The 23,857-nt window shown below is 69.9% G+C and carries 21 protein-coding genes; 9 read left to right on the top strand and 12 right to left on the bottom strand.

Features of this window, described 5'->3' with window-relative positions:
- Positions 1–41: 41 nt before the first annotated feature.
- The 4 genes from OHB24_RS31060 (at position 42) to OHB24_RS31045 (ending at position 8,242) form a co-directional block, all read left to right on the top strand.
- Positions 42–581, top strand: coding sequence for a hypothetical protein (locus OHB24_RS31060; RefSeq protein ID WP_327634413.1), 540 nt, complete (start codon positions 42–44; stop codon positions 579–581).
- A gap of 3 nt (positions 582–584) precedes the next feature.
- Entirely contained in the window at positions 585–1,160 is a 576-nt protein-coding gene (locus OHB24_RS31055) for a hypothetical protein (RefSeq protein ID WP_327634412.1), read from the top strand.
- Between the two features lie 111 nt (positions 1,161–1,271).
- On the top strand, positions 1,272–7,733 hold the full coding sequence (locus OHB24_RS31050) for a hypothetical protein (protein ID WP_327634411.1): 6,462 nt from the start codon (positions 1,272–1,274) through the stop codon (positions 7,731–7,733).
- On the top strand, positions 7,730–8,242 hold the full coding sequence (locus OHB24_RS31045) for a hypothetical protein (RefSeq protein ID WP_327634410.1): 513 nt from the start codon (positions 7,730–7,732) through the stop codon (positions 8,240–8,242). Before OHB24_RS31050 ends, OHB24_RS31045 begins: the two co-directional genes overlap by 4 nt.
- On the opposite strand, the gene OHB24_RS31040 is transcribed toward OHB24_RS31045, so the two are convergent.
- Together OHB24_RS31040 and OHB24_RS31035 are read right to left on the bottom strand one after the other, a co-directional pair.
- Positions 8,230–8,847 carry an acVLRF1 family peptidyl-tRNA hydrolase gene (locus OHB24_RS31040; RefSeq protein ID WP_327634409.1) on the bottom strand — a complete coding sequence of 206 codons (618 nt, stop codon included), beginning with the start codon at positions 8,845–8,847 and terminating at the stop codon, positions 8,230–8,232. The genes OHB24_RS31045 and OHB24_RS31040 overlap by 13 nt on opposite strands.
- Positions 8,844–9,452, bottom strand: a complete 609-nt coding sequence (locus OHB24_RS31035; protein WP_327634408.1) for a TetR/AcrR family transcriptional regulator — start codon at positions 9,450–9,452, stop codon at positions 8,844–8,846. Before OHB24_RS31035 ends, OHB24_RS31040 begins: the two co-directional genes overlap by 4 nt.
- A 64-nt stretch (positions 9,453–9,516) precedes the next feature.
- On the opposite strand from OHB24_RS31035, the gene OHB24_RS31030 reads away from it, so the two are divergent.
- On the top strand, positions 9,517–9,993 hold the full coding sequence (locus tag OHB24_RS31030) for a quercetin 2,3-dioxygenase (protein WP_327634407.1): 477 nt from the start codon (positions 9,517–9,519) through the stop codon (positions 9,991–9,993).
- A 73-nt stretch (positions 9,994–10,066) separates the two neighbouring features.
- Here OHB24_RS31030 and OHB24_RS31025 read toward each other — a convergent pair whose 3' ends face one another.
- The 8 genes from OHB24_RS31025 to OHB24_RS30990 are packed head-to-tail and all read right to left on the bottom strand — an operon-like array spanning position 10,067 to position 16,648.
- The gene (locus OHB24_RS31025; protein WP_327634406.1) at positions 10,067–10,447 is read right to left on the bottom strand and encodes a metal-sulfur cluster assembly factor; all 381 of its coding nucleotides are present in this window, start codon (positions 10,445–10,447) and stop codon (positions 10,067–10,069) included.
- A complete protein-coding gene (gene sufU / locus OHB24_RS31020) occupies positions 10,440–10,910 on the bottom strand; it encodes a Fe-S cluster assembly sulfur transfer protein SufU (RefSeq protein WP_327634405.1) in 471 nt (156 codons plus the stop codon). The genes OHB24_RS31025 and sufU overlap by 8 nt, the downstream gene beginning before the upstream one ends.
- Before the next feature lie 2 nt (positions 10,911–10,912).
- Positions 10,913–12,169, bottom strand: a complete 1,257-nt coding sequence (locus OHB24_RS31015; RefSeq protein ID WP_327634404.1) for a cysteine desulfurase — start codon at positions 12,167–12,169, stop codon at positions 10,913–10,915.
- Positions 12,166–12,927 carry a Fe-S cluster assembly ATPase SufC gene (sufC, locus tag OHB24_RS31010; RefSeq protein WP_327634403.1) on the bottom strand — a complete coding sequence of 254 codons (762 nt, stop codon included), beginning with the start codon at positions 12,925–12,927 and terminating at the stop codon, positions 12,166–12,168. The genes OHB24_RS31015 and sufC overlap by 4 nt, the downstream gene beginning before the upstream one ends.
- 35 nt (positions 12,928–12,962) lie before the next feature.
- Positions 12,963–13,301, bottom strand: a complete 339-nt coding sequence (locus OHB24_RS31005; RefSeq protein ID WP_167212652.1) for a non-heme iron oxygenase ferredoxin subunit — start codon at positions 13,299–13,301, stop codon at positions 12,963–12,965.
- Positions 13,302–13,311: 10 nt separating this feature from the next.
- Entirely contained in the window at positions 13,312–14,514 is a 1,203-nt protein-coding gene (sufD, locus tag OHB24_RS31000) for a Fe-S cluster assembly protein SufD (protein ID WP_327634402.1), read from the bottom strand.
- Complete coding sequence (sufB, locus tag OHB24_RS30995; protein ID WP_327634401.1) at positions 14,514–15,926, bottom strand: Fe-S cluster assembly protein SufB; 1,413 nt, start codon at positions 15,924–15,926, stop codon at positions 14,514–14,516. Before sufB ends, sufD begins: the two co-directional genes overlap by 1 nt.
- Positions 15,923–16,648: a helix-turn-helix transcriptional regulator gene (locus OHB24_RS30990; protein ID WP_327634400.1), complete on the bottom strand. Its 726-nt coding sequence runs from the start codon at positions 16,646–16,648 to the stop codon at positions 15,923–15,925. The genes sufB and OHB24_RS30990 overlap by 4 nt, the downstream gene beginning before the upstream one ends.
- 140 nt (positions 16,649–16,788) lie before the next feature.
- On the opposite strand from OHB24_RS30990, the gene OHB24_RS30985 reads away from it, so the two are divergent.
- The 3 genes from OHB24_RS30985 to OHB24_RS30975 are packed head-to-tail and all read left to right on the top strand — an operon-like array spanning position 16,789 to position 19,227.
- A complete protein-coding gene (locus OHB24_RS30985) occupies positions 16,789–17,499 on the top strand; it encodes an ABC transporter ATP-binding protein (RefSeq protein WP_327641129.1) in 711 nt (236 codons plus the stop codon).
- Positions 17,496–18,281, top strand: coding sequence for an ABC transporter permease (locus tag OHB24_RS30980; RefSeq protein ID WP_327634399.1), 786 nt, complete (start codon positions 17,496–17,498; stop codon positions 18,279–18,281). Before OHB24_RS30985 ends, OHB24_RS30980 begins: the two co-directional genes overlap by 4 nt.
- Positions 18,282–18,300: 19 nt before the next feature.
- A complete protein-coding gene (locus tag OHB24_RS30975) occupies positions 18,301–19,227 on the top strand; it encodes a COX15/CtaA family protein (protein WP_327641128.1) in 927 nt (308 codons plus the stop codon).
- 19 nt (positions 19,228–19,246) lie between these two features.
- Here OHB24_RS30975 and OHB24_RS30970 read toward each other — a convergent pair whose 3' ends face one another.
- Positions 19,247–20,359, bottom strand: coding sequence for a ScyD/ScyE family protein (locus OHB24_RS30970; RefSeq protein WP_327634398.1), 1,113 nt, complete (start codon positions 20,357–20,359; stop codon positions 19,247–19,249).
- A gap of 134 nt (positions 20,360–20,493) precedes the next feature.
- Entirely contained in the window at positions 20,494–21,459 is a 966-nt protein-coding gene (locus OHB24_RS30965) for a heme o synthase (RefSeq protein WP_442914008.1), read from the bottom strand.
- Positions 21,460–21,681: 222 nt separating this feature from the next.
- On the opposite strand from OHB24_RS30965, the gene tkt reads away from it, so the two are divergent.
- Entirely contained in the window at positions 21,682–23,850 is a 2,169-nt protein-coding gene (gene tkt, locus OHB24_RS30960) for a transketolase (RefSeq protein ID WP_327634396.1), read from the top strand.
- The last annotated feature ends 7 nt before the right edge of the window (positions 23,851–23,857 follow it).

The following is a 23,857-nucleotide window of genomic DNA, read 5'->3' as shown; positions in this document are numbered from 1 at the left end:
GATGATGGAAACTGCAGAACCTGGTGGACGAGAGGGGCTCGATGGCATTCGCGGTGGCGCGGACGTGGGACGAGGCGCAGCTGTACCTGGAGCTGCATCCGTGTCCGGACTGCGGGTCGGTCGACGCGCCCTGGGAACAGGCACTGATCCAGATCAGAGGTGAACCGGCGTCCAGCTACGCCGCGACCTGCCCTGGTTGTTCCGCCGAACGCGAGTACCTGTTCGGGGTGCCGGCGCGCGAGACACCGGTGCGCGGCTGGCCGACGTTCGGCGGTCCGGAGCCGTCCGAGCTCCTCGACGCGGGCCAGTGGCTGGACGTCGCCGACACCGCCGCGGCGGCCGTCCCCACGGATCCCGTCGAGGCCGGTAGGGTGCTGGCCATCGCGCAGGCCGCCGTCGTCGAGGTGATCAAGTTCGTCCCGGCCGGCGCGGACGCCGTACCGGACGACGAGTTCTGGACGCCGGAAGGTCGGGCCCTGCGTGCCGCCGAGCCGGGGCGCTTCCGGCTGGACAGGTTGCTGGTGACCCGGGACTCGTACGCCGAACTGAGCAGAGAAATCAGCGAGACAGGAGCGAGATAACCGATGCCGATCGCACGGACCCTGTGGGAGGCCCGGATCTACGTCGCGCTGGAGACGGCGCAGGCCGGAGCGCAACCCGGTGAGGTGTTGGCGCCTGCCCCCGATTTCGAGCCCGGCGACAACCTCGTCGAGGGCCCGGACGCCTGGACCTATCGGTCGCCGATCGGCGAGATCACCATCCCGTACTCGTCCCAGCACTCGTCGACCCGGCTCGGAGCGCACTGGGGACTGGGACGGTCGCAGCTGGTCGACGCAGCGGAGTGGGCGGTCGTCGGGCATCTGTACGCCGACCGGACGATCGCGGCCGACATGGCGTACGACGGCCAACCGGGCCAGGCGCGCTACTACGTCGAGCTCGGCTGGGAGCTCGCCGCCGAGGCGATCCGGGAGGCGATGAAGTCGCTGCCGGAAGGTACCAACGGCGGCGACACCGTCCCCGATTCGGAGATCTGGACCAGCTTCGGCACCGACGCCAAGGCCCGCGACCCGTATCTGGTCAGCCGCGCGAGGCTGGATGACGACCTGGAGTACTACACCGGCACGCTGGCGGACTTCCGCGCGTTGTACAGCGGTTCCTGATGTGACAATCCCCACCGGCAATTGTTAACCCGTCCAGTGGGATTTGTAGCGAGAAACTGAACAGCTGGTTGCTAATCTCCCCGTCCGGTGATCTGAACGGGGAGATTGGCGTTGACGAGTGCTGCCGGCACGGAGAACGACCCGCGGGTTCGCGCGCGCCAAGCGCTCGGGCTCGCGGTCGGCGTCGTGGCGCCCGAGGCGCTCGCACTGCAGGCCGGCGGCCTTCGGTTGCGGCACTCTGGTGAACGACTGGCCCGTAAGGCTCTTCGCCGGCTGGAGCGTCGGCTTGCCCGGCGAGCGGCGGCGGTCGGCGACGACCGTCTGGTCGCCGAAGCCGTGGCGTTCGTCGGGGCCCAGCTCGAGCGGACGCGCGGCGGGAGTGCGGCGGACGGTGCGACCGGCGGGCTCGATGCTCTGCTTGATCTCCCCGGGCTGCCGGCAGTACAGCAGCGCGAGGCGCAGGCTCTGCTGCAGGACCTGCTGGACGGCAACCGGCTCGAGAGCGAGGCCGACCTTCGGCGGCTGACCAGCGCGCGGGCCCGGCAGGAGAGTTCGAACCGGCCCTTCGCGGCGGACCTGGTCGCCAACGCCAGCACCCTGGCCCGCGACGCCGAGCGCCTGTCCCAGCCGACCACTGCCCGGACGTTGCGGGCGCCGGGCCGTCCGCGGCGCCCGGTCGGGGGCGTGCACCAACCGAGCAGCGGGGCGGGGCGTGCAGCGGCGGGTGGATTCTTCGGCCCGATCCGCCGGCTCGTGAGCGACATCAGGGCGAGCGCCGGGGCACACCGCGCGGTGCGGGATCGTCGAGCAGAGGCGCAGTACGAGGAGTTCCGCCGGCTCAGTGTGGAGTGGCGGGACACCCGGGCCGGTCTGGGCGTCCGCGCGCTCACTGAGGTCGAGACCGACCTGACCGACCTGTCCGAAGCGATCCGCCACGGCGGGCACCCCGCTCCGAGGGTGCCGTGGACCGGTCTGAACGTCGTCGTACCCGAGGCGCAGCAGACGCCGGCGACGACTCCTGAGGAACGCTTCCAAGCCCGCGTACGGCGCCAGATCGCCGATCTCGAGTCCGCAGCAGCGGATCACACGCATCGCGCCGACGTACGAACCGCCAGCGCGGCAGACGCCCGCGATCAGGCGGCGGAGCTGTTCACTGCGGCCGACGGCGAGGCCGGCGCGAAGGACGCATCCGCGGGTGAGCGGGCCCGCCGGCTCCGTGTTCGGGCGGTCGCGCGGCTCCGGGTTGCCGATCGCCATACCGAGATCGCGAGCCTCTGCACGGCCGCCGCGGATCAGGCCCGCGCCGCCGCCGAGGCGTACCGCGCGCTGTCCCCAGAAGGCGATACAGAGGCCGCCGTACGGGAGGTTCGGGCGTACGAGCAGGCGACCGCGGCGACTCTCCCGGCCAAGGACGTACAGCACAACGGCCTCCCGTCCGGCCGGCTCCCCCACCTGACCAGGCTGTGCCAGGAGCTCAACGAGGCGCTGAAGGAACGCAAGGCGCCGTACTCCTTCACCCCGGACGTCCTGCACCGGACGCTGCGCGGCGAGAGCCGCCGGATCCTCGCGCCCGACGGTTTCGTGCTCACGATCGGCAACGACGCGCACGCAGGTGCCGACGACCTCGTGCAGTTCCACCTGCAACTCGATCCCGGCGAGCTCCACGAGGTGCTGGACAGCCCGTTGACCATCGACGAGGCCCAGGTGGGGCAGGTGGTCCAGGGTGGCTTCAACGTCGCCACGGCCACGGCCCAGAACGCCGCGGCGACAGCCAACACAAGCCTGCGGGCCGTGACGGAGGCGCTGCCGGACACGAACAAGCTGAAGGTGGCTGCCGCGTTCGTCTCGCCCGGCGCCGAGCTGAGCCGCGGCCGGGGCCGGACGGTCACCGGCGGAGCGACCGAGTTCGCCCAGACGGGCGCGGTCGAGGCGCTCCGCGGTGAGTTCCTGCGGTACCGGTCGGACCGGCCGCGCTGGATCTGGCGGATCCGGGACTCGGCCACCGCGGACTGGTCGCCGCCCAACGTCGTCGACGCCGGTGCGGACCACGACGCAGCCACGCTCGACCTGGGCTACATCCACACCTACACGGTTCCGCCGCCGACCGAGACGACCGACCTGGAGACGCTCGGTCTGGCCGCGGAACGCCGTACGGCGATGCCCGAGCACATGGCCACCCGCGTCGACGGCCTCAACGACCTGTGCGATCGGACCCTGGCCGAGCTCCAGCATCGACTCGGATCGATCGATCGTGTCGGACACGACCGGGTCCGCAGCCTGGTCGTCGAGGACGGGATGACCCGGCTCGACGAGACGACCCGGCCGGGCGGTGTCTGGCGCCTCATCACCGACGGCGGTCGCCCGGTCGCCTGGGCACAGCTGGAGACGGAGGTGGACCTGGAGTCCGCCGAGTTGACCAGCGACAGCTCGCCGGATCACAAACTCGAGCTCTGGCGCGTCGGCAACTCGGGCGCGTCCGGCAGTCAGTCGTTCAGCCGGTCGCGCACCGCCGGCCTCACGGGCAGTACGCCGGTCTCCGACCTGGGCCCGACCACCGCGGACCTGGCGCCGGGACTGCACGCAGGACGGAACGTCAGCTATGAGGACACCGCGTCGACGGCCGACCTGGGCAGCCGGTGGAGCACCCAGCGGGTAGCGCCGACCGTCGGTGTGAAGCTGCGCCTGCGGCACAAGGTCACTGTCCACCGCCTCGACCGCGACGAATCGTTCACGACCGAAGGCGCGGGCGACGCCTGCCTGCGGATGGCGGAGCGGGACGCCTTCCGCTACGGACTCCCGGTCCCCGCCGCAGCCCTCCTCCGGGATGCCGACGGAGCCGTACGACGTGGTGCGGACGGCCGGGTGCTCCTGCGCGGGGACCCGCGCCCGACCGACACTCCCCTGCAACTCCCGCCGTGGCTGGGCAACGGGCCGGGGCAGCTTCGCGGTGCCGGACCGGCGATGATCCGGGAGCTCTCCGGCGCCGACGACGCACTGCGGGGCTTCCTCACGCACCTGTCCGAGCAGGGCATGATCCCGCCGCTCGACGAGCAAGGCCGCCCACTGCCCGCGGCCCTCGCCGGTCAGGACCCCGCCCTCGTTCTCAGCCAGGTCGAGAACTGGGAACGCGCCTGTCAGCAGATCGCCAAGCACCGGCTGGAGACCGGGTACGACCACGCCGCGCAGGACCGGCTGCTCTTTCAGCTCACCGAGCACCGCACCGGCCACCCGCCGCGGGTCCGGTCCTTCAAGATCGCCCTCGAGCAGCACTTCGACCGCGTGACTCCGATCGGTGTCGCGGACAACGACATGGTCGTCAACGTCGACATCGGCGTCAGTACGTCGGGACGTAGCGGCTCGCGGGCGCAGAGTCTGCCGTGGTCAGCACGGCTGGGACTGAGCAACGCGCCGGCCGCCGGGGAGGCCGGGACCACACCGACGGCTGGTGCCTCGGTCGGCCGAACGTCGCGGGGCCGTTCCGTCGGATGGTCGTCCACCAGGGGCGCGTACCGGATGACGGTGGCCGAGTCAGGTTCGACGGTCGCGGTGTTCGACGTACCGCACACGATCACGGTCAGCGAGGTCACGTCCGACGGCACGGCGGTGCCGGTGGCCTCGTCCGAGGGCAGCGCGCAGGTCTGGCTCGACAGCGAATTCTGCAGCGGACAGCAGCCCACGGTCGCTGTACCGGGGCGCGTCGAATCCAAGCTGCTGCAGACGGCGGCGGTCCACCACATCGACGCGCGGAACCCGATCGCCCGGCTGACGGCCGCCGTACCCGGCCTTGAGGACAGCCCCGCGCTGCACCAGCTCAGCGGATACCTCGCCCCGCGGAATTTCATCGCCCGGCCCGAGCTGCTCACCACCGAGTACCGCACCAGCGTGGCCGTCGGTTCCGAACCGTCCGACTCGCTCGAGGCGATCCGGCAGCGCGGTCTCACTCCACGGCCGGCCTCACTGACCGTCACGACGCGGGTCGAGAACCTCAGGTACGTCGGCACCGGGCATCCCATTGTCGCCGAGCTGAACGTGACGCTGGCGACCACAGGCAGCACTACGGCCCAGTCGGCCGCCACGATGGCGGGAATCAACGGCGGAAGTGGCGCCGTGTCTGCTGACGAGCAGTCGTACGGCGGCTCGCTCGGGCTGAGCCGTACGACGACCGTCTCGTCGAGCGCGTCCGAGTCGGCCACGTCCGGCGTCGAGCGGACCCTGATGCGGGACGGACAGCACTACCAGTTCTGGGGCGATCTCGTCCTCGAGGCCCAGCTCCGGGCGGGCGGTGCGGCACCACGGCGGATCCCGCTCGAGACCGGCGCCGTACTCCTCACGCTGCCCGAGCGCGACGCGCTGCAGGCGTACGGGCGGCGCGAGCTCGAGCTTCCACTGCACCAGGTCTCCGACGCGGTCGAGCGTGTGCTCAACGGCAACCTCGTCCTCCCGCGCCGCGCCGTCACCGCACTGATGCGGCGCTACCGGATCGAGAAGCGGGGCGCCACCAGCGGCCTCGCTGCCGGACACACCGACGAGGTGCTGGTCGACGCGCTCCGGACGGCGACCGGACTTCCGGCGCAGCCCGATCAGCGGCTCGACGCCGTACTGGCTCAGGCCGAAGATCTCGCCCGGCAGCGGGTCGTGCCGCGGCTCCCCCGCCACTACGACCGGATAATGGGGGCCGCGCAGGTCGACCAGGCCTCGCTGCAGGACCAGGACGGCAACGACACCGACCCGTTCCGGGAGGTCTGCGCTGCCGTCGCGGACCATTCTCCGCAGGCGCTGGACGACCCCGTGCTGGTCAGCGCGCTGCGCGGCGAGCTCGCCGGCACCCGCTGGCGGAACCAGCTGGACGACATGCTCGACCCGCGCGGCTTCGTCCTCGAGCGTCCGGTCCGCATCGGGGCGAGCACCCGCAACCTCCGGGTCCGGGTGCGCTTGAGGTTCGCCGGCGAACCGAGCACCGAGGCCGGCGGGACGCAGGGCCAGAGCGGCAACGGCTTCGGCCTCCGCCAGCTGTGGAGCCTGCGCGACCGTAGCCGCAGCCGGACCGAGGGCACGTCGTACGGCGCCTCGCTCGACCTGTCGGGATCGGACGGGATCCCGGCGACGGCCGGTGCCGGCGCGGAGGTCAGCACCTCCACTACCGCGGCGAGCACCGAGGCGAGCACCCAGATCGCCACCGCCCTGGCGATCGAAACAGCCCGGGTCGAGCGGGACTACCAGCTGTTCATCGAGATCGAGGACTCGGCGTCTCCCGGTGGGACGGCTGACTCCACGACCCGCCGGGAAGCCCACGGGCGGATGAGTCTCGCCGTACCGGTGTCTGTGCTCGACTCGGCTCCCCCGCAGCTCGGGCCGGAGGTCCCGGACCACACGGACCACCGGCCGGTGGTCCTGCCCGACCACTATCTCCCCGAAGGCACGCTGCCTTACCTGCCCGGCGATGCGGAGGACAATGCCCTGTTCCAGGCTGCCTGCGCTCGTCTCGGCGAGGTGGATCTGCTCAAGCCCGAAGGCGTACGGATGCATGCCGCGACGTTGGAGTCGCGGCTCGGCGGCGCGAACCGGATGGTCGCGTTCCAGGAGATGGCCGGTCCGTCGGGGCACGAGCTCGTCCCGCTCGCTGTTCCCGGCGACAGCGCGCGGGTGGTCGCGATCCGGGTCCGCGCCGAGGTTTCGGGCCTGGAACTGGTGTCGGATCCGGACGAGGAGTCGACCACCCAGCTCGGCCAGAACTCCCGCGCGCTCCGGGTCAGCCAGGTGACCGCGCGCAGCAACAGACTGCTGCCCGGCTCCCGGACGATCGGTACCAGTACGCCGGGCGGAGAACTCAGCGTGAGCGCAACGAGCAGCCGGCGGGTCAGCGAGCAGGACACCGGTACGGTCGGTGCGCGCCATGAGACCGGGGTGTACGAGTCCGGGCAGGTCGTCACGGTCAAGGTGCGGGTGGACTACCACCTGGACTTCGAGCGCCTCCGGCTCGGCCGGCGCAAGCACCCGAAGGTCGAACGCTCCGCCACGATCCGGCGAGCTGCGTCCGGCGAGGCGTACCTGACGATGTACCGGCACGAGTACGACGAGATGCGGGCACGGATGGAATCCGGTCAAACCGCTCGTACCAGCTCGGACCGGGTGCGGACCGTACAGGTGACCGCGGATGCCGACGACCAGCATCCGTACCGGCCGCTGGTCGACGCCCTCGACCAGGCCCGGCGCGAGGACGTCAACGTCCGGCTCGCCGTCCGGGAAACGAACGGCCGACGTACCGTCTACGTCGCGCATCCGGACGGCACGATGACCGGCCGAGGCGACGGGGGCTTCGCGGCAGCGTTCGCGACACTGCACCCGCGGCTGGCCCTGCTCGCCGAGGGTCGCGTCGATCTCCGGGCCCTGCACGTGCCGGACGCTCCGCCCCGGCGGTTCACCAGCGCGGTCGTCGAGGCGCTGCAACAGCACGGCATCCCGGCGGCAGCACTCGCCGAGACCGACTCGCGGATGAGTCACACCCGGACCGCGAAGGCAGCGATGCGCCGAAGCCACACCACCAACCCCGCGAGCGGGATGACGATCGATTGAACGACTACGACCCGCCGTACGCCATCGCCCGGACGACGACCGAGGCGAAGCTCTATCTCGACCTCACCGCATGCTCTGACTGCGGCTCGGACCAAGCGACCTGGCAGTACGACATCCACGACGCAGCGCTGAGGTACGTCGGCGCGTGTGCGGGCTGCGACGCCGAGCGGGAGTACCTGTTCTCGCCGCCGTACGACGGACTTCTCGATGATGCTGGGACCTTTGGCGGACCGGAGCCCTCGGAGCTGGTCGACGCCGGGCAGTGGTTGGCGGTTGCCGACTGGATCGCCGGCGAGGTGGCGGCCGACGACCGGTCCGAGGCGGCTCGCACCGTGATGGCCTACGCACGTCAAGCCGTGCAGGAGGTCCTGAAATTCGTCCCGCCGGCCGCCGACTCCGTACCTGCGGAAGCGTTCTGGACCGACGCCGGGCAGGCCGAACGGGATCGCGACCCCGGACGCTTCCGGCTTGACCGCCTACTGGCCGTCCGGGACAGCTACTCCGGCTGATCCAGGTCGATCCGGATCGCCCGGGCGTCGACACCGGCCTGCTCGAGAACCTTCTGCTTCGGATCCGGTACGCCGAGGAACGGCGGCCGCACCAACCCGGCGACCTCCTTCAGCCGGGGATCGTCGAGCACCGTGTCGACCGCCCGCCGGTCTCCCCCGCACACCAGTACGTCGAGCTTCGCCGGCGCCAGGATCCGCACCGCGACCTCAGTGGCCGCCGCGAACGCCTCACGCGCCTGGTTGTCCCGCCGGCGCGCGTACCGCTGCTGCGACCAGCCGCCCGCCTTGGTCGTCCCCTGCACATGCCGCGAGCCGACCTTGGAGTCGAGAAGCTTGCCGCCGGCAAACACTCCCGCGCCGTACCCGCCGCGCCGGACGAGCAGTATGCCGAGCCGCCGTTCGGTGAGCACATGCGCCACGAGCCCCGCGCGGGACAACTCCACGAGGGGCTCGAAAGGCACAGTCACGACAGCGGACTCGCCGTCCTCCCCGGACAACGTGACGCTCGTCGGCGTCACGTCGTACACGACCTCGCCGTGCCGGTCGCCGAAGCCGGTCAGCCACCTGTCCAACCGCTCCGGCGCGACGTGAACGGTGCGTGTCATGCGTCAGTCCCCTCGGACAGTCCGGCACGCACGATGGCGCGCGCGGACGACAGCATCACGTCCGCGGCATCGTCGCGGCTCAGTCCGGCCACGTCGACGAGCCAGACCAGCGCCTCGATCCCGACAGCACTGCGCACGGCGACGGCGAGCCGATGAACAGCGGCTTCGGACAACCTGTCCCGGGCAGGCGCGAGCGCATCCTCGAACCAGCCGATCCCACGCCCTTGCCGCAGTGGCAGCTGACCCGGCTGTGCGGACGGCTCGAGCGACAGGCGAAGCATCGTGCGCTGCTGCGGCTCGAACTCCAGCACAATCTTGACGAACGCCGCCACGACCGCGAGCAGCCGAGCCTCGGGGTCGTCACCGCTGTCGGCCGGCAACAAGGACGTGAGCTCGACCTCGGGGTGGGCGGCGGCGAGCAGCTCCGCCTGACTGCGGAAGTACCGGTACGCCGTCGTCCGCGAGATCGACGCAGCCGCCGCGGCCTCCTCGACCGTCGGGGCCGACCCGCCCTGGGTGATCAACTCACGAGCGGCGGCGATCAGATCGTTGCGCGTGCGCTGCTTCTGCCGGGTCCGTCCGGACTGCTCGTACGCCGTTGACATGGCATACACGGTACCGTACTTTCGTAATGGGACTCCAGTCCCACGAACGGGAGGGGTATTCGACATGACCACACTGGCTGCGACGGTCCGCGATCACGGCGAGGGCGAACGGCGGTGGTTCAGCGGAGGCGGTCTGCAGACCTGGCTGGCGACCTCGGAAGAGACCGGAGGCGCGTTCCTGCTCTTCGAGTTCACCGGCGAGCAGGGCAAGGTCACGCCGCTGCACATCCACCCCGCGTCGGACGAGACGTTCTACCTGCTCGACGGAGAGATCCTGCTGGACCTCGACGGGAAGAAGCGCGGCCTCTCGACCGGTGGGGTCGCGGTGATTCCCCGCGGCGTACCGCACGCCTTCACGGTCGTCTCCCCGACGACCAGGATGCTGACGATCCTGACACCCGGCACCGACGAGGCGTTCTTCCGGCTCGCCAGCGACCCCGCTCCGGAGGGAAGCCGGCCGATCCCGGTCGACTTCGACCGGATCCGGGACGTCGCCGAGCAGACCGGCGCCATCCAGATCGTCGGACCGCCGCCGTTCTGAGAGCAGATGCGAAGAGCCCGGGCCACCTGACCCGGGCTCTCGCACTGCGGAAAACACTCAGACGTTGAAACCCTCAGACGTTGAAGCCGAGGGCGCGCAGCTGGTCGCGGCCGTCGTCGGTGATCTTCTCCGGGCCCCACGGCGGCATCCAGACCCAGTTGATCCGGAAGTCGTTGACGAGGCCTTCGAGCGCCATCCGGGTCTGGTCCTCGATCACGTCGGTCAGCGGGCAGGCCGCGGACGTCAGCGTCATGTCGATGATCGCCGTACTGGTGTCGTCGACGGTGATGCCGTAGATCAGGCCCAGGTCGACCACGTTGATGCCGAGCTCGGGGTCGACGACGTCCTTGAGGGCCTCGTTGACGTCCTCGACCTTGGGCGGCGTCGTCCCCGCCTGCGCCGCTTCGAGGTCGACCTCGGGCAGCTCGATCTTCTCGTCGGTCTGGTCAGGCATTGCTCACTCCTTGGTTGGCTGCCCCGTTAGCTGCAAGGGCCTGCGCCGTGGCGTCACGCCACGCCGACCAGCCCAGCAGTGCACACTTCACCCGGGCCGGGAACTGCGCGACGCCCGCGAACGCGACGCCGTCCTCCAGAACCTCTTCGTCCGGTTCGACATTCCCCCGGCCCTGCATCAGTTCGAGGAACTTCTCGTACGTCGCCATGCCCTCGGCCACCGGCTTGCCGATCACCAGGTCCGACATCACCGACGTCGCCGCCTGGCTGATCGAGCAGCCGACGCTGTCGTGCGTGACGCCCTTCACGGTGTCGCCGTCGAGCTCGACCCGGAGCGTGACCTCGTCCCCGCAGGACGGGTTCACGTGGTGCACCTCCACGTCGTACGGGTCCGCGAGCCCCGCGTGGTGCGGGGTCCGGTAGTGGTCCAGGATGATCTCCTGGTAGAGGCTGTCGAGCTGCATTATCAGTCCACCTTGAAGAACGATCGGACGAATCCGAGCCCGTCGACGAGCGCGTCGACCTCCTCGGGAGTCGTGTACAGGTAGAAAGACGCTCTGGTCGACGATTGCATTCCGAACCGCTCGTGCACCGGCCGCGCGCAGTGGTGCCCGGCCCGGACCGCGATCCCCCGGGTGTCCAGCACGGTCGACACGTCGTGCGGGTGTACGCCGTCCAGCGCGAAGCTGATCGCGCCGCCGTGGTCCTTCGCGTCGGTCGGTCCGAGCAGCGTCAGGCCGGGGACCGTCTTCAGGCCCTCGAGCGCGTACTCGACGATCGCGTGCTCGTGCGCGGCGATCTTGTCCATCCCGATCCCGGACAGGTAGTCGACGGCCGCACCGAGCCCGACCGCCTGCGCGATCGGCGGCGTACCGGCCTCGAACCGGGCCGGCGGCGGCGCGTACGTCGAACCGGTCATCCGGACGACCTCGATCATCTCGCCGCCGCCGAGGAACGGCGGCAGCGACGCGAGCAGCTCGTACCGGCCCCAGAGGACCCCGATACCGGTCGGGCCGACGACCTTGTGACCGGTGAAGACCAGCAGGTCCGCGCCGAGGGTGGACACGTCGACCGGGAACTGCGGGACGGCCTGCGACGCGTCGACCACGACGGTCGCGCCAACCGCGTGCGCCTTGGCGGCGATGTCGCTGATCGGGTTGATCGTGCCGAGCGCGTTCGACACCCAGGTGAGGGCGACGACCTTGGTGTTCTCGGTGAGCAGCTCCTCGATGTTGCTGAGGTCCAGCCGCCCGTCCTCGGTCACGCCGAACCACTTGAGGGTGGCGCCGGTCCGCTCACACGCGAGCTGCCACGGGACGATGTTGCTGTGGTGCTCCATCTCGGAGACCACCACGACGTCACCCGGCTTGAGCGACGCGCCGAGCGTGTGGGCGGCCAGGTTGAGCGCCTCGGAGGCGTTCTTGGTGAAGACGATCTCGTCCCGGTTCGGGGCGCCGATGAACGCGGCCACCTTGTCCCGGCCGCCTTCGTACGCCGCGGTCGCCTCGGCACCGAGCTGGTGCATGGCGCGGGCGACGTTGGCGTTGTGGATCAGGTAGTGGTCCTCGATCGCCTGGACGACCTGGCGCGGCTTCTGCGAGGAGTTGGCCGAGTCCAGGTAGACCAGCGGGAACCCGCCCGCGAGCTTGCGGGACAGGATCGGGAAGTCCGCCCGGACCGACTGCAGGTCCAGCGGACTGCTAAAGGTCCGGGCGTCCGTCACTTCGCGCCTGCCTTGAGGAAACGCTCGTAGCCGTTGGCCTCCAGCTCCTCGGCCAGCTCCGGGCCACCCTCCTCGGCGACGCGGCCGTCGACGAAGACGTGCACGAAGTCCGGCTTGATGTAGCGCAGGATCCGCGTGTAGTGGGTGATCAGCAGAACACCCTTGTCGCCCTGGCCGGCGAACCGGTTGACGCCCTCGGAGACGATCTTGAGCGCGTCGATGTCGAGGCCGGAGTCGGTCTCGTCGAGGATCGCGATCTTCGGGTTCAGCAGCTCCAGCTGGACGATCTCGTGGCGCTTCTTCTCACCGCCGGAGAAGCCTTCGTTGACGTTGCGGGTCCCGAAGGACGGGTCCATGTCCAGGTCGGACAGTGCCTTGTTCACGTCCTTGACCCAGGTGCGCAGCTTCGGCGCCTCGCCGTCGATCGCGGTCTTGGCCGTCCGCAGGAAGTTCGCCACCGACACCCCCGGCACCTCGACCGGGTACTGCATCGCCAGGAACAGGCCGGCCCGGGCGCGCTCGTCGACGGCCATGTCCAGCACGTCCTCGCCGTCCAGGGTCACCGTGCCGCTGGTGATGTTGTACTTCGGGTGTCCGGCGATCGAGTACGCCAGCGTCGACTTGCCGGAGCCGTTCGGGCCCATGATCGCGTGCGTCTGACCGGCCGCGATGGTCAGGTCGACGCCGCGCAGGATCTCCTTCGGGCCGTTCTCGGTGTCGACCGACACGTGCAGGTCGCGGATCTCGAGTGTCGCCATGGTTTGTCTATCTCCGTCGCTTTACAGGACTGTGCTTACAGGTTTGGCTGGTTCAGGGGGTTCTTCACATCGACGAGCACGTCGTCGCCGTCGAGGCGCACCGGGTAGATCGGCACCGGGTCGTAGGCCGGCAGGCTGGTCGGCTCACCGGTGCGCAGGTCGAAGCGGGACCCGTGCAGCCAGCACTCGATCTCGCACTCGCCGACGTCACCCTCGGACAGCTGGATCTGCGCGTGCGAGCACTCGTCCCGCACCGCGAAGTACTGTCCTTCGCTCTTCACGACCGCGACCTCCACACCGCCGACCTCGACCGGGATCACTCCCTCGTCGGGGACGTCGGCGGCGGCGCAGGCGCGCTCGAAGGTATCGCTCATCGTGTCACTCTCACTGCCCGACAACCGCCTTGGCCGATGCGCTCAACTCCGCGGCCCGCGCCAGCTTCTCCTCGATCACGTCGTGCAGGTGCTCGGTGACCTCGGGTACGCCGATCTTGCCGATGATGTCGTTGAAGAAGCCGGACACCACCAGCCGCCGGGCCGCGTCCTCGGGGATGCCGCGAGCCTGCAGGTAGAACAGCTGCTCGTCGTCGAAGCGACCGGTCGCGGATGCGTGGCCGGCGCCCTCGATCTCGCCGGTCTCGATCTCCAGGTTCGGCACCGAGTCGGCGCGGGCGCCGTCGGTCAGGACCAGGTTCCGGTTCAGCTCGAACGTGTTGGTGCCTTCGGCCGCGGCCCGGATCAGCACGTCGCCGATCCACACCGAGCGCGCGTGGTCACCGGCCAGTGCGCCCTTGTAGAGCACGTTGCTCTTGCAGTTGATGGCCTCGTGGTCGACGAAGAGCCGGTTCTCGTGGTGCTGCCCGCCTTCGGCGAAGTAGACCCCGAGGAGTTCCGCGTCGCCACCCGGCCCGGCGTACCGGACGTTGGTGCCGATCCGGACGACCTTGCCGCCCAGGGTGACGACCACGTGGTGGAGCTTCGCGTCCCGCCCGACCAGCGCGTCGTGCTGGGCCAGGTGGATCGACTCGTGGTCGCCCTGCTGGATGCTGACGACACGCAGTTCGGCGCCGTCGCCGACGACGACCTCGACGTTGCTGCTCAGCTCGCCCGCGCCGGTGTGATCGATGATCACGATCGCGCGGCTGTGCCGGCCGGCCTCGACGATCAGGTGACTGAAGCCGCGACCGCCGAGGCTCGCGACGTTCACGTGCACCGGCTCGGTCAGCTCGGCCTCGACCGGGATCCGCACCGCGAGGGCCTCGCCGGCGTGCGTCCAGGCGACGGCCGCGGAGCGGTCCTGCGGCGTGCCGACCTTGAGCGAGTCCGCGGCGACGGTCTCGAAGACGACACCCTCCGGACCGGACGCGTCGACCTTCGGGGTCTCGGTGCCGGCCGCGTCGTCGAACAGGGCCTTGAGCTGCTTGACCGGGGTGAAGCGCCACTCCTCCTCGCGTCCGTTCGGCACCGCGAAGTCGGCGACGTCGTACGACGTCGGCCGCTCGCTACGCGCCTGGAGCGGGACCGGCGAACCCGGTCCGTGGGAGTGCGCCTTGTTGCCGGTAGCAACAAGGGTTTCAGCGGCGGACATCAGCCGACGGCCCCTTCCATCTGCAGCTCGATGAGCCGGTTGAGTTCCAGCGCGTACTCCATCGGGAGCTCGCGGGCGATCGGCTCGATGAAGCCGCGGACGATCATCGCCATCGCCTCGTCCTCGGCCATGCCCCGGCTCATCAGGTAGAAGAGCTGGTCGTCGCTGACCTTGGACACGGTCGCCTCGTGCCCCATCGCCACGTCGTCCTCGCGGACGTCGACGTACGGGTAGGTGTCCGAACGGCTGATGGTGTCGACCAGCAGCGCGTCACAGCGCACCGTCGACTTGCTGTGGTGCGAGCCCGGCGCCACCTCGACCAGACCGCGGTACGACGTCCGGCCGCCACCGCGGGCCACCGACTTCGAGACGATCGAGCTGGAGGTGTACGGCGCGTTGTGCACCATCTTGGAGCCGGCGTCCTGGTGCTGGCCCTCGCCCGCGAACGCGACCGACAGGGTCTCGCCCTTGGCGTGCTCGCCCATCAGGTACACGGCCGGGTACTTCATCGTCACCTTGGAACCGATGTTGCCGTCGATCCACTCCATGGTCGCGCCCTCTTCGCAGGTGGCGCGCTTGGTGACCAGGTTGTAGACGTTGTTCGACCAGTTCTGGATCGTCGTGTAGCGGCAGCGGGCGCCCTTCTTCACGATGATCTCGACGACCGCCGAGTGCAGCGAGTCGGACTTGTAGATCGGCGCGGTACAACCCTCGACGTAGTGCACGTAGGCGCCCTCGTCGACGATGATCAGGGTCCGCTCGAACTGGCCCATGTTCTCGGTGTTGATCCGGAAGTAGGCCTGCAGCGGGATGTCCACCTTGACGCCCTTGGGGACGTAGATGAACGAGCCGCCGGACCACACCGCGGTGTTCAGCGACGCGAACTTGTTGTCGCCGACCGGGATGACGGAGCCGAAGTACTCCTTGAAGATCTCCGGGTGCTCGCGCAGGCCGGTGTCGGTGTCCAGGAAGATGACGCCCTGCGCCTCCAGGTCCTCACGGATCTGGTGGTAGACGACCTCCGACTCGTACTGCGCGGCGACGCCGGCGACCAGGCGCTGCTTCTCCGCCTCCGGGATGCCGAGCTTGTCGTAGGTGTTCTTGATGTCCTCGGGCAGCTCTTCCCAGCTGGTCGCCTGCTTCTCGGTCGACCGGACGAAGTACTTGATGTTGTCGAAGTCGATCCCGGACAGGTCGGCGCCCCAGGACGGCATCGGCTTGCGGTCGAAGAGCTTCAGGCCCTTCAGCCGCAGGTCGAGCATCCACTCCGGCTCGTTCTTGAGCGCGGAGATGCCCCGCACCACGTCCGTGCTCAGGCCGCGCTGGGCGATCGCCCCGGCGGCGTCGGAGTCGGACCAGCCGTACTGGTAGTTGCCGAGGCCTTCCAGTTCGGGGTGAGCGGTTTGCGTCATCGAGCAGTCCTCGCAGATTCGCTGTCGGATACAGGGGCCGCAGGGGCAGGGCCCGGGATATGCGTCGTACACACACCGTCGCCGTGGGCGATGGTGGCCAGTCGCTGCACGTGCTTGCCGAGGAGTCTCGAGAACACCTCGGTCTCGGCCTCGCACAGCTGGGGGAACTGCGCGGCCACGTGCGCGACCGGGCAGTGGTGCTGGCAGAGCTGGGCGCCGTGGCCCGCCTCCGCCGTGGAGGCTGCGTAGCCGTCGGCCGTCAGGGCCTGGGCGAGCACCTCCGCCTTCTTGCTCTCGGGAGCCTGCGCGAGCAGTTCCCGGTAGCGCTCCTCCACCTCGGAGACCCGGCTCCGGGCGAACTCCGCCACGGCGTCGTCACCGCCGGCCTCGGCGATGAACCGCATCGCCGTCGCCGCGAGGTCGTCGTACGCCTGGTGGAAGGCGTGCCGGCCGGAGTCGGTCAGCACGAACACCTTCGCCGGGCGGCCGCGGCCGCGAGGGCCGTAGACCCGCTCGTCGCGGGATTCCACCAGGCCCTCGTCGAGCAGGTGGTCCAGGTGCCGGCGAACCGCCGCCGGGGTGAGTTCGAGCCGTTCCGCCAGCACCGCGGCGCTGGACGGGCCATTGGTCAGGATCGAGCGTGCGACCCGGTCCCGGGTGGACTCGTCCCGCGCGCCGGCAGCGCCGTGGGGCACGGCTCGGTCGGTCGCAGGAGTTTTCACAACATCAGTGTCGCGTAATTCCCCAGACCCTTCAAATAAGGGTCCCCTAACCGGTTCGGGCGCTCACGCGGGGCCCGGGACCCGACCGTGAGCGAGGTCACTCCGGGCCGTTCTCTATGCTGCCGTTTGTGCCAGTCGCGGTGGAGATCGACAACCTCGTCGTGCGGTACGGCGAGAAGACCGCGGTCGACGGTCTCAGTCTCACCGTAGCCGCCGGCACTGTGACGGCCGTGCTCGGCCCGAACGGCGCCGGCAAGACCACGACCGTGGAGACCTGCGAGGGCTTCCGGCGCCCGGATTCGGGCAGCGTCCGGGTCCTCGGTCTGGACCCGCTCGCCGACCACGACGAGCTGATGCCGAGGATCGGCGTGATGCTCCAGGAGGGCGGCGCCTGGTCGGGCGTCCGCGCGGTCGAGATGCTCCGGTACGTCGCCACTTTGCACACCCATCCGCTCGACGTGCCCGCCCTGGTGGAGCGCCTCGACCTGGGCAGCTGCGGACGCACGCCGTACCGGCGGCTCTCCGGCGGGCAGAAGCAGCGGCTGTCGTTCGCGCTGGCGATCGTCGGACGGCCGGAGATCGCGTTCCTGGACGAACCGACCACCGGGCTGGACCCGCACGGCCGGCGCGAGATCTGGCAACTGATCCGCGACCTGCGCGACGACGGCGTGACCGTCGTGCTGACGACGCACGCGATGGACGAGGCCGAGCAGCTGTCCGACCAGGTGCACGTGGTGGCGGCCGGCAAGGTGATCGCCTCCGGCACCCCGGACTCCCTCACCGAACACCACACCAAGTCCCTCGAGGACGTCTTCCTCGAACTGACCGCGCCGAAGCGGGAGACGCGATGAGCAGCGCTGCGACCTACGCCCCGAGGCCGGGCAGCGCGCCTTGGCCGCGGAAGGTGCTCGCGCACACCCGGATGGAGTTCAAGCTGCTCCTCCGCAACGGCGAGCAGCTGCTGCTCGCGCTGGTGATTCCGCTCGGTCTGCTGCTCCTCCTCGGCGGGACCGGCCTCGGCGAGCGGCTGCCGCTCGGGGGCGGCCGGCCGATCGACGAAGCAGTCCCCCGGGTGCTCGCGCTCGCGATCCTGTCCTCGTCGTTCACCTCGCTGGCGATCGCGACCGGCTTCGAGCGCCGGTACGGCGTCATCAAGCGCCTGGGCGCCTCGCCGCTGTCCCGCACCGGTCTGCTCGCGGGAAAGATCGGCGCGGTCCTGATCGTCGAGGTCATCCAGCTCATCGTTCTGATCGGCACCGGGTTCGCGCTCGGCTGGAAGCCGATCGGCGGGTTCGAGGCCGTCTTCGGCGTCGTCCTCACTGTTCTGTGCGGTACGGCGGCCTTCGCGTCGCTGGGTCTGCTGATGGCCGGCGTACTGCGGGCCGAGGCGACCTTGGCCGCGGCGAACCTGCTGTACCTGCTGCTGCTCGTGGGCGGCGCGATCATGACGCCCGTCGACGAGTACCCGGAAGGCATGCAAGGCGTCGTACGCCTGCTGCCGAGTGCCGCGCTCGCCAACGGGATCGCGAATTCGACGGTCGAAGGGGTGATTCCGTGGGCGGCGGCGTTGTCGCTGGCACTCTGGGCGGGCGTGCTGGGGTACCTGGTCTCCCGCACGTTCCGCTGGGATTGACCTTTAGAGTGTGCCGGTGATGACGACCGAGACCCCGCCCCAAGAGACTGAGCCAGTCAGCGGATTCTGGCGACTGGTTCCCGAGCCGAGCCTGGACGTCGTCCGGCGCTGGGGCTGGGCGTCGATCGTGGTGAACATCGGCATCGTGGTCACCGGCGGACTGGTCCGGCTGACCGGCTCGGGACTCGGCTGCCCGACCTGGCCGTCCTGCACCGACGACTCGTACGTCCCGCACGCCGCCCTCGGCATCCACGGCGCGATCGAGTTCACCAACCGGATGCTCGGGTTCGTCGTCGCGATCGTCGCGATCCTCACCTGGCTGGTCGTGATGCGCTACCGCCCGATCCGGCGGGACCTGCGCCGGCTGGCGACCGCGGCCGCGCTCGGGGTCCCGCTGCAGGGCGTGATCGGCGGCATCAGTGTGCTCACCGGCCTGAACCCCTGGATCGTCTCGGCGCACTTCCTGGTCTCACCGGTCATCATCACACTGACCGTCGCGATGATGCGCCGGTCGCGCACCAGCCCGTACCCGCACACTCCCCCGGTGGTCCGCGCGCTCGCAACGGCTGCCGTGGTGGCGGTCTGGCTGACCGTTGCCCTCGGCACCATTGTCACCGGGGCCGGTCCGCACTCGGGCGATCCGGAGACCGGCCGCAACGGTTTCGACCCCGAGCTGGTCAGCCAGCTGCACTCCGACGTCGTCTTCGGCCTGCTCGGAATCTCGATCGCGCTGGTGATCGCGACCCGCGTGACCGCGACCTCACGGACGCTGCGCAAGCTCGCCGCCTGGCTCCTGGCGATCGAACTTCTGCAGGGCGCCGTCGGCTTCACGCAGTACTTCACCGGCCTGCCATGGGGCCTCGTCCTCGTCCACATGTTCCTCGCCGGCCTACTGATCGCCCTCGTCACCGCCGTCTACGGCGAACGCGGAACCCCCGCCACCTGACGGACGTCCCGCGTGTCACTCAGTACCTAACTCTGTAGACCGCTCCTGGGCCGAAGACCGACGCGGAGACGAACAGCTGCCCTGCGCGGTTGAAGCCGGCGCCGCCCGGCAGCGTCAGCTGGTCCTTCACCAGTTCGCGCTTGTACCCGGCCTTGTGGGACTTGCCCGGGTACTGCAGGAACAGGCCGCCCTTCGTCGGGCCGGTCAGCTCGAACTTCAGCCAGCTGGCCTTGTCCAGCTCGACGACCGCGAGCGTTCCCCGCGGTCCTCCGGCCAGGTCCACGATCGACGTGTACCCGTCGGCGTACCGCTGGCAGTTGCCCTTGTACGGCCTGTCCGGGTCGCACACGGCGCCCACCGAGCCGGGCTTGATCCGCCAGATCTGCGAGGTCCCCGGCGTGGCCGGGAAGCCGCGGAGCTCACCGACGTACCAGTAACCGTCGGAGCCGACCGTCACCGACGTAGCGACGGCCTCGGCCGGGATCGGCGTACCGGCCGGCGGCAGCGGGTTGCCGTCCGGGTCCGTGGCAGGCAGACCGGGCGGGACGTTCACGACGCGTGGCTTGAGTTTCGCGACCGTCTTGATGTGGCCGTTCGGCCAGACCCGGAGCAGGTCGTTGCCGGCGGCGTCCGAGACCAGGACCGTGCCGTCGCTCAGCGCGGCGAGTCCGAACGGGTTGGAGTCGGTCGGGTTCTGCTCCAGGTCGTACGGGTCCGGATCCTTCTTCTGGTATGCGCCGATGTCGGCGATCTTGACCGGTGCCTTCCCGTACCGCATCCGGTAGAGCGTCGTGATCCCCGGCACCGGCGGCTGCCCCGGCTCACCGCCCGCGCCGGTCAGCGCGTACGTCGTACCCCACTTGTTCGTGTCGATCGCCGGCGGGAACCCAGCCGTGCCCGGCACCGTGCCGAGCTTCAGGGTCCGGTGGCCGTCGGTCACGTACACCGAGCCGTCGGTGACGCTGTAGATGACCTTGTTCGCGTACGTCGAGACGCCGCGCGGACCGTTCAGACCTGTTGCCACCGGCCTCAGACTCGAGTGGCTGTGACCGGCCTCGGCCTGGCCTACGACCAGGAGCGAACCGGTCAGTGCGAGTGCCGCGACCGCGGCGATGCGTGTTCGTACACCCATGCGAATCCCCCTGTTGCTACGCCTCCCCAGGCGTGGATCCCCCTCCACAGGCAGGAGCCCATCGCAACATCAGATCACGATCAGGTCAACGGGAAAACGCATCGCACCCGCGGTGCGACTCTCAGTGCCAGGTCTTAGCGCAGGAGCGGATCAATGGCCGCGGCGATGAACAGCAGCGCGAGGTAGATATTCGAGAAGTGGAAGAGCCGCATCGGGCGCAGTGCGGGGCCGTCCGCGCCGGTGTGGGCCCGGAGCAACAACCGGCGCGCCTCGCGAAGGAACACGAAACCGAGCACGATCGCGGCCAACGGGTACACCCAGCCGGTGTCGCCGACCGGCCAGAGCGCGAGCGACGTGATCACCATGACCACGGAGTACGCCATGATCTGCCGCGCGGTGGCGACCGGGGTGGCGACCACGGGGAGCATCGGCACGTCGACCGACGCGTAGTCCTCGCGGTACCGCATCGCGAGCGACCAGGTGTGCGGCGGCGTCCAGAAGAAGACCACCAGGAACAGCACGACCGGCGTCCAGGCCAGCTCGCCGGTGACCGCGGTCCAGCCGATCAGGGTCGGGAAGCAGCCGGCGATCCCGCCCCAGACGATGTTCTGCACGGTCCGGCGCTTGAGCAGCATCGTGTAGCCGAAGACGTAGAACAGGTTCGCGGCCAGGGCCAGGCCGGACGACAGCCAGTTCACGTAGAAGCCGAGCTCGAGGGTGGCCAGCACGCCCAGCACGACACCGAAGATCGTCGCGGAGCGCGGGCTGACCGCGTGCCGCGGCAGCGGGCGGCGCCGGGTCCGGCGCATCTGCTCGTCGATGTCGCGGTCGAGCACGCAGTTGATCGTGTTGGCGCTGCCGGAGGCCAGGATGCCGCCGATCAGGGTGGCCACGACCACCTCGAGACCGGGCACGCCACCGGCTGCCAGGAACATCACCGGCACGGTGGTGATCAGGAGCAGCTCGATGATGCGCGGCTTGGTCAGACCGACGTACGCCTTCACCACGTCGCGCACCGACGGACTCACCACAGCAGTAGCGTCCGGCAGCGGCGTCGGGTACGACGTCGTCGCGGCGGGACGCGGGTCGACGGCCGTCACGAACACCTCGAACAGAGTGGGTTGACGCCGGATGAGCGGCGCTGACGATTCAGCAGTCTACGACGCCCCGTAGGAGAGTTCTCGCACCCCCCTCCGATACCTCGGGAACAGCCGGATCCGCTGAACGGTTGACAAACAGTCGAAGGGTGCACAACGGAATGAGCAAGCCACAGTAGGCTCATCCTGAGCGAGAAGATCACCATCGAGAGGAGCGCCGCCGGCGTGACGGAGAAGACCAGCCCAAAGCTTGAATGGACCGAGCTCGACCAGCGCGCGGTCGACACCGTACGGGTGCTCGCGATGGATGCGGTCGAGAAGGTCGGCAACGGACATCCCGGTACGGCGATGAGCCTCGCACCGGCGGCGTACCTGCTGTTCCAGAAGGTGATGCGGCACAACCCGGCCGATACCCACTGGGCCGGCCGCGACCGGTTCGTGCTGTCCGCGGGGCATTCCAGCCTGACCCTGTACATCCAGCTCTACCTGGCCGGCTTCGGCCTCGAGCTGGACGACCTGAAGTCGCTGCGGACCTGGGGCAGCAAGACCCCGGGCCACCCCGAGTACCGGCACACCGCCGGCGTCGAGACCACGACCGGCCCGCTCGGCCAGGGCGTCGGCAACGCGGTCGGCATGGCGATGGCGGCCCGCCGCGAGCGCGGCCTGCTGGAGCCGGAGGCGGCCGCTGGTGAGGGCGTGTTCGACCACCACGTCTACGTGATCGCCTCCGACGGTGACCTGGAGGAAGGCGTCTCGGCAGAGTCCTCGTCGCTCGCCGGTCACCAGAAGCTCGGCAACCTGACGGTCATCTGGGACGACAACAAGATCTCGATCGAGGACGACACCAACATCGCGTTCTCCGAGGACGTCTCGGCCCGCTACGCGGCGTACGGCTGGGATGTCCGGAGCGTCGACTGGACCGACGGCGGCACCGGCTACCACGAGGACGTCCAGGCCCTGTACGACGCCATCGAGGCCGGTAACGCGGTCACCGACAAACCGACCTTCATCCAGCTGCGCACGATCATCGGCTGGCCGGCGGCCACCAAGAAGGGCACCGGCAAGGTCCACGGCAACGCCCTCGGCGCCGCGGAGGTCGCGGCGACCAAGGAGATCCTCGGCTGGGATCCGGAGCAGACGTTCCAGGTGGCCGACGACGTGATCGCGCACACCCGCGAGGCGCTGGACCGCGGCAAGGCGATCGAGACCGAGTGGACCGCGAAGTTCGACGAGTGGAAGGCCGCGAACCCGGAGCGGGCTGCGCTGCTGGACCGGCTCTCGAAGCGTGAACTGCCGGCAGGCTGGAAGGACCAACTCCCGAGCTGGGACGCCGATACCAAGGGCGTCGCGACCCGCGCGGCGTCCGGCGAGGTGCTCACCAAGCTGGCGCCGGAACTGCCGGAGCTGTGGGGCGGCTCGGCCGACCTGGCCGGCTCGAACAACACCACGCCGAAGGGGCAGCCGTCGTTCATCCCCAAGGAGCACTCGACCGAGGAGTTCCAGGGCGACGAGTACGGCCGGGTGCTGCACTTCGGTATCCGCGAGCACGCCATGGGCTCGGTGCTGAACGGCATCGCGCTGCACGGCCTGACCCGCCCGTACGGCGGTACCTTCCTGGTCTTCTCGGACTACATGCGCCCGGCGGTCCGGCTGGCCGCGCTGATGCAGCTGCCGGTGACGTACGTCTGGACGCACGACTCGATCGGCCTCGGCGAGGACGGTCCGACGCACCAGCCGATCGAGCACATCTCGGCGCTGCGGGCGATCCCGGGCCTGGACGTCGTACGGCCTGGTGACGCGAACGAGACCGCGGCCGCGTGGGCCACCATCCTCGAGCACACCGACCGCCCGGCCGGCCTGGTGCTGACCCGGCAGAACGTGCCGACCTTCCCGCGGGGCGCCGATGGCTTCGCGACCACGGAGAACGTGCACAAGGGCGCGTACGTGCTGCTGGACACGGAAGGTACGCCGGACGTCGTCCTGATCGGCACCGGCTCCGAGGTCCAGCTCGCCGTCGAGGCGCGGGCCAAGCTGGCCGAGGAAGGCGTGAACGCCCGCGTTGTCTCGATGCCGTCGCGTGAGTGGTTCGACGAGCAGGATGACGCGTACCGCGAGTCCGTGATCCCGGCGGACGTGCGGGCCCGGGTCTCGGTCGAGGCCGGGATCGCGCTGAGCTGGCACGACATCGTCGGCGACGCCGGCCGCTCGGTGAGCGTGGAGCACTACGGCGCGTCCGCGGCGTACCAGACGCTCTACGACGAGTTCGGCATCACCACCGACGCGGTCGTGCAGGCCGCGAAGGACAGCATCGCCGCCGCCGCGGCGATCAGCGGACCGGGCGTGCCGCCCGGACGCTCCGCCGCCGGCCCGGTCGGACCGGCCGACGCCAACTGAAGACGAC

Source organism: Kribbella sp. NBC_00482, assembly GCF_036013725.1.
GTDB lineage: Bacteria > Actinomycetota > Actinomycetes > Propionibacteriales > Kribbellaceae > Kribbella.
The sequence above is the reverse complement of the archived record's forward strand: the minus strand, read 5'-3'. Positions and strand labels throughout refer to the sequence as shown.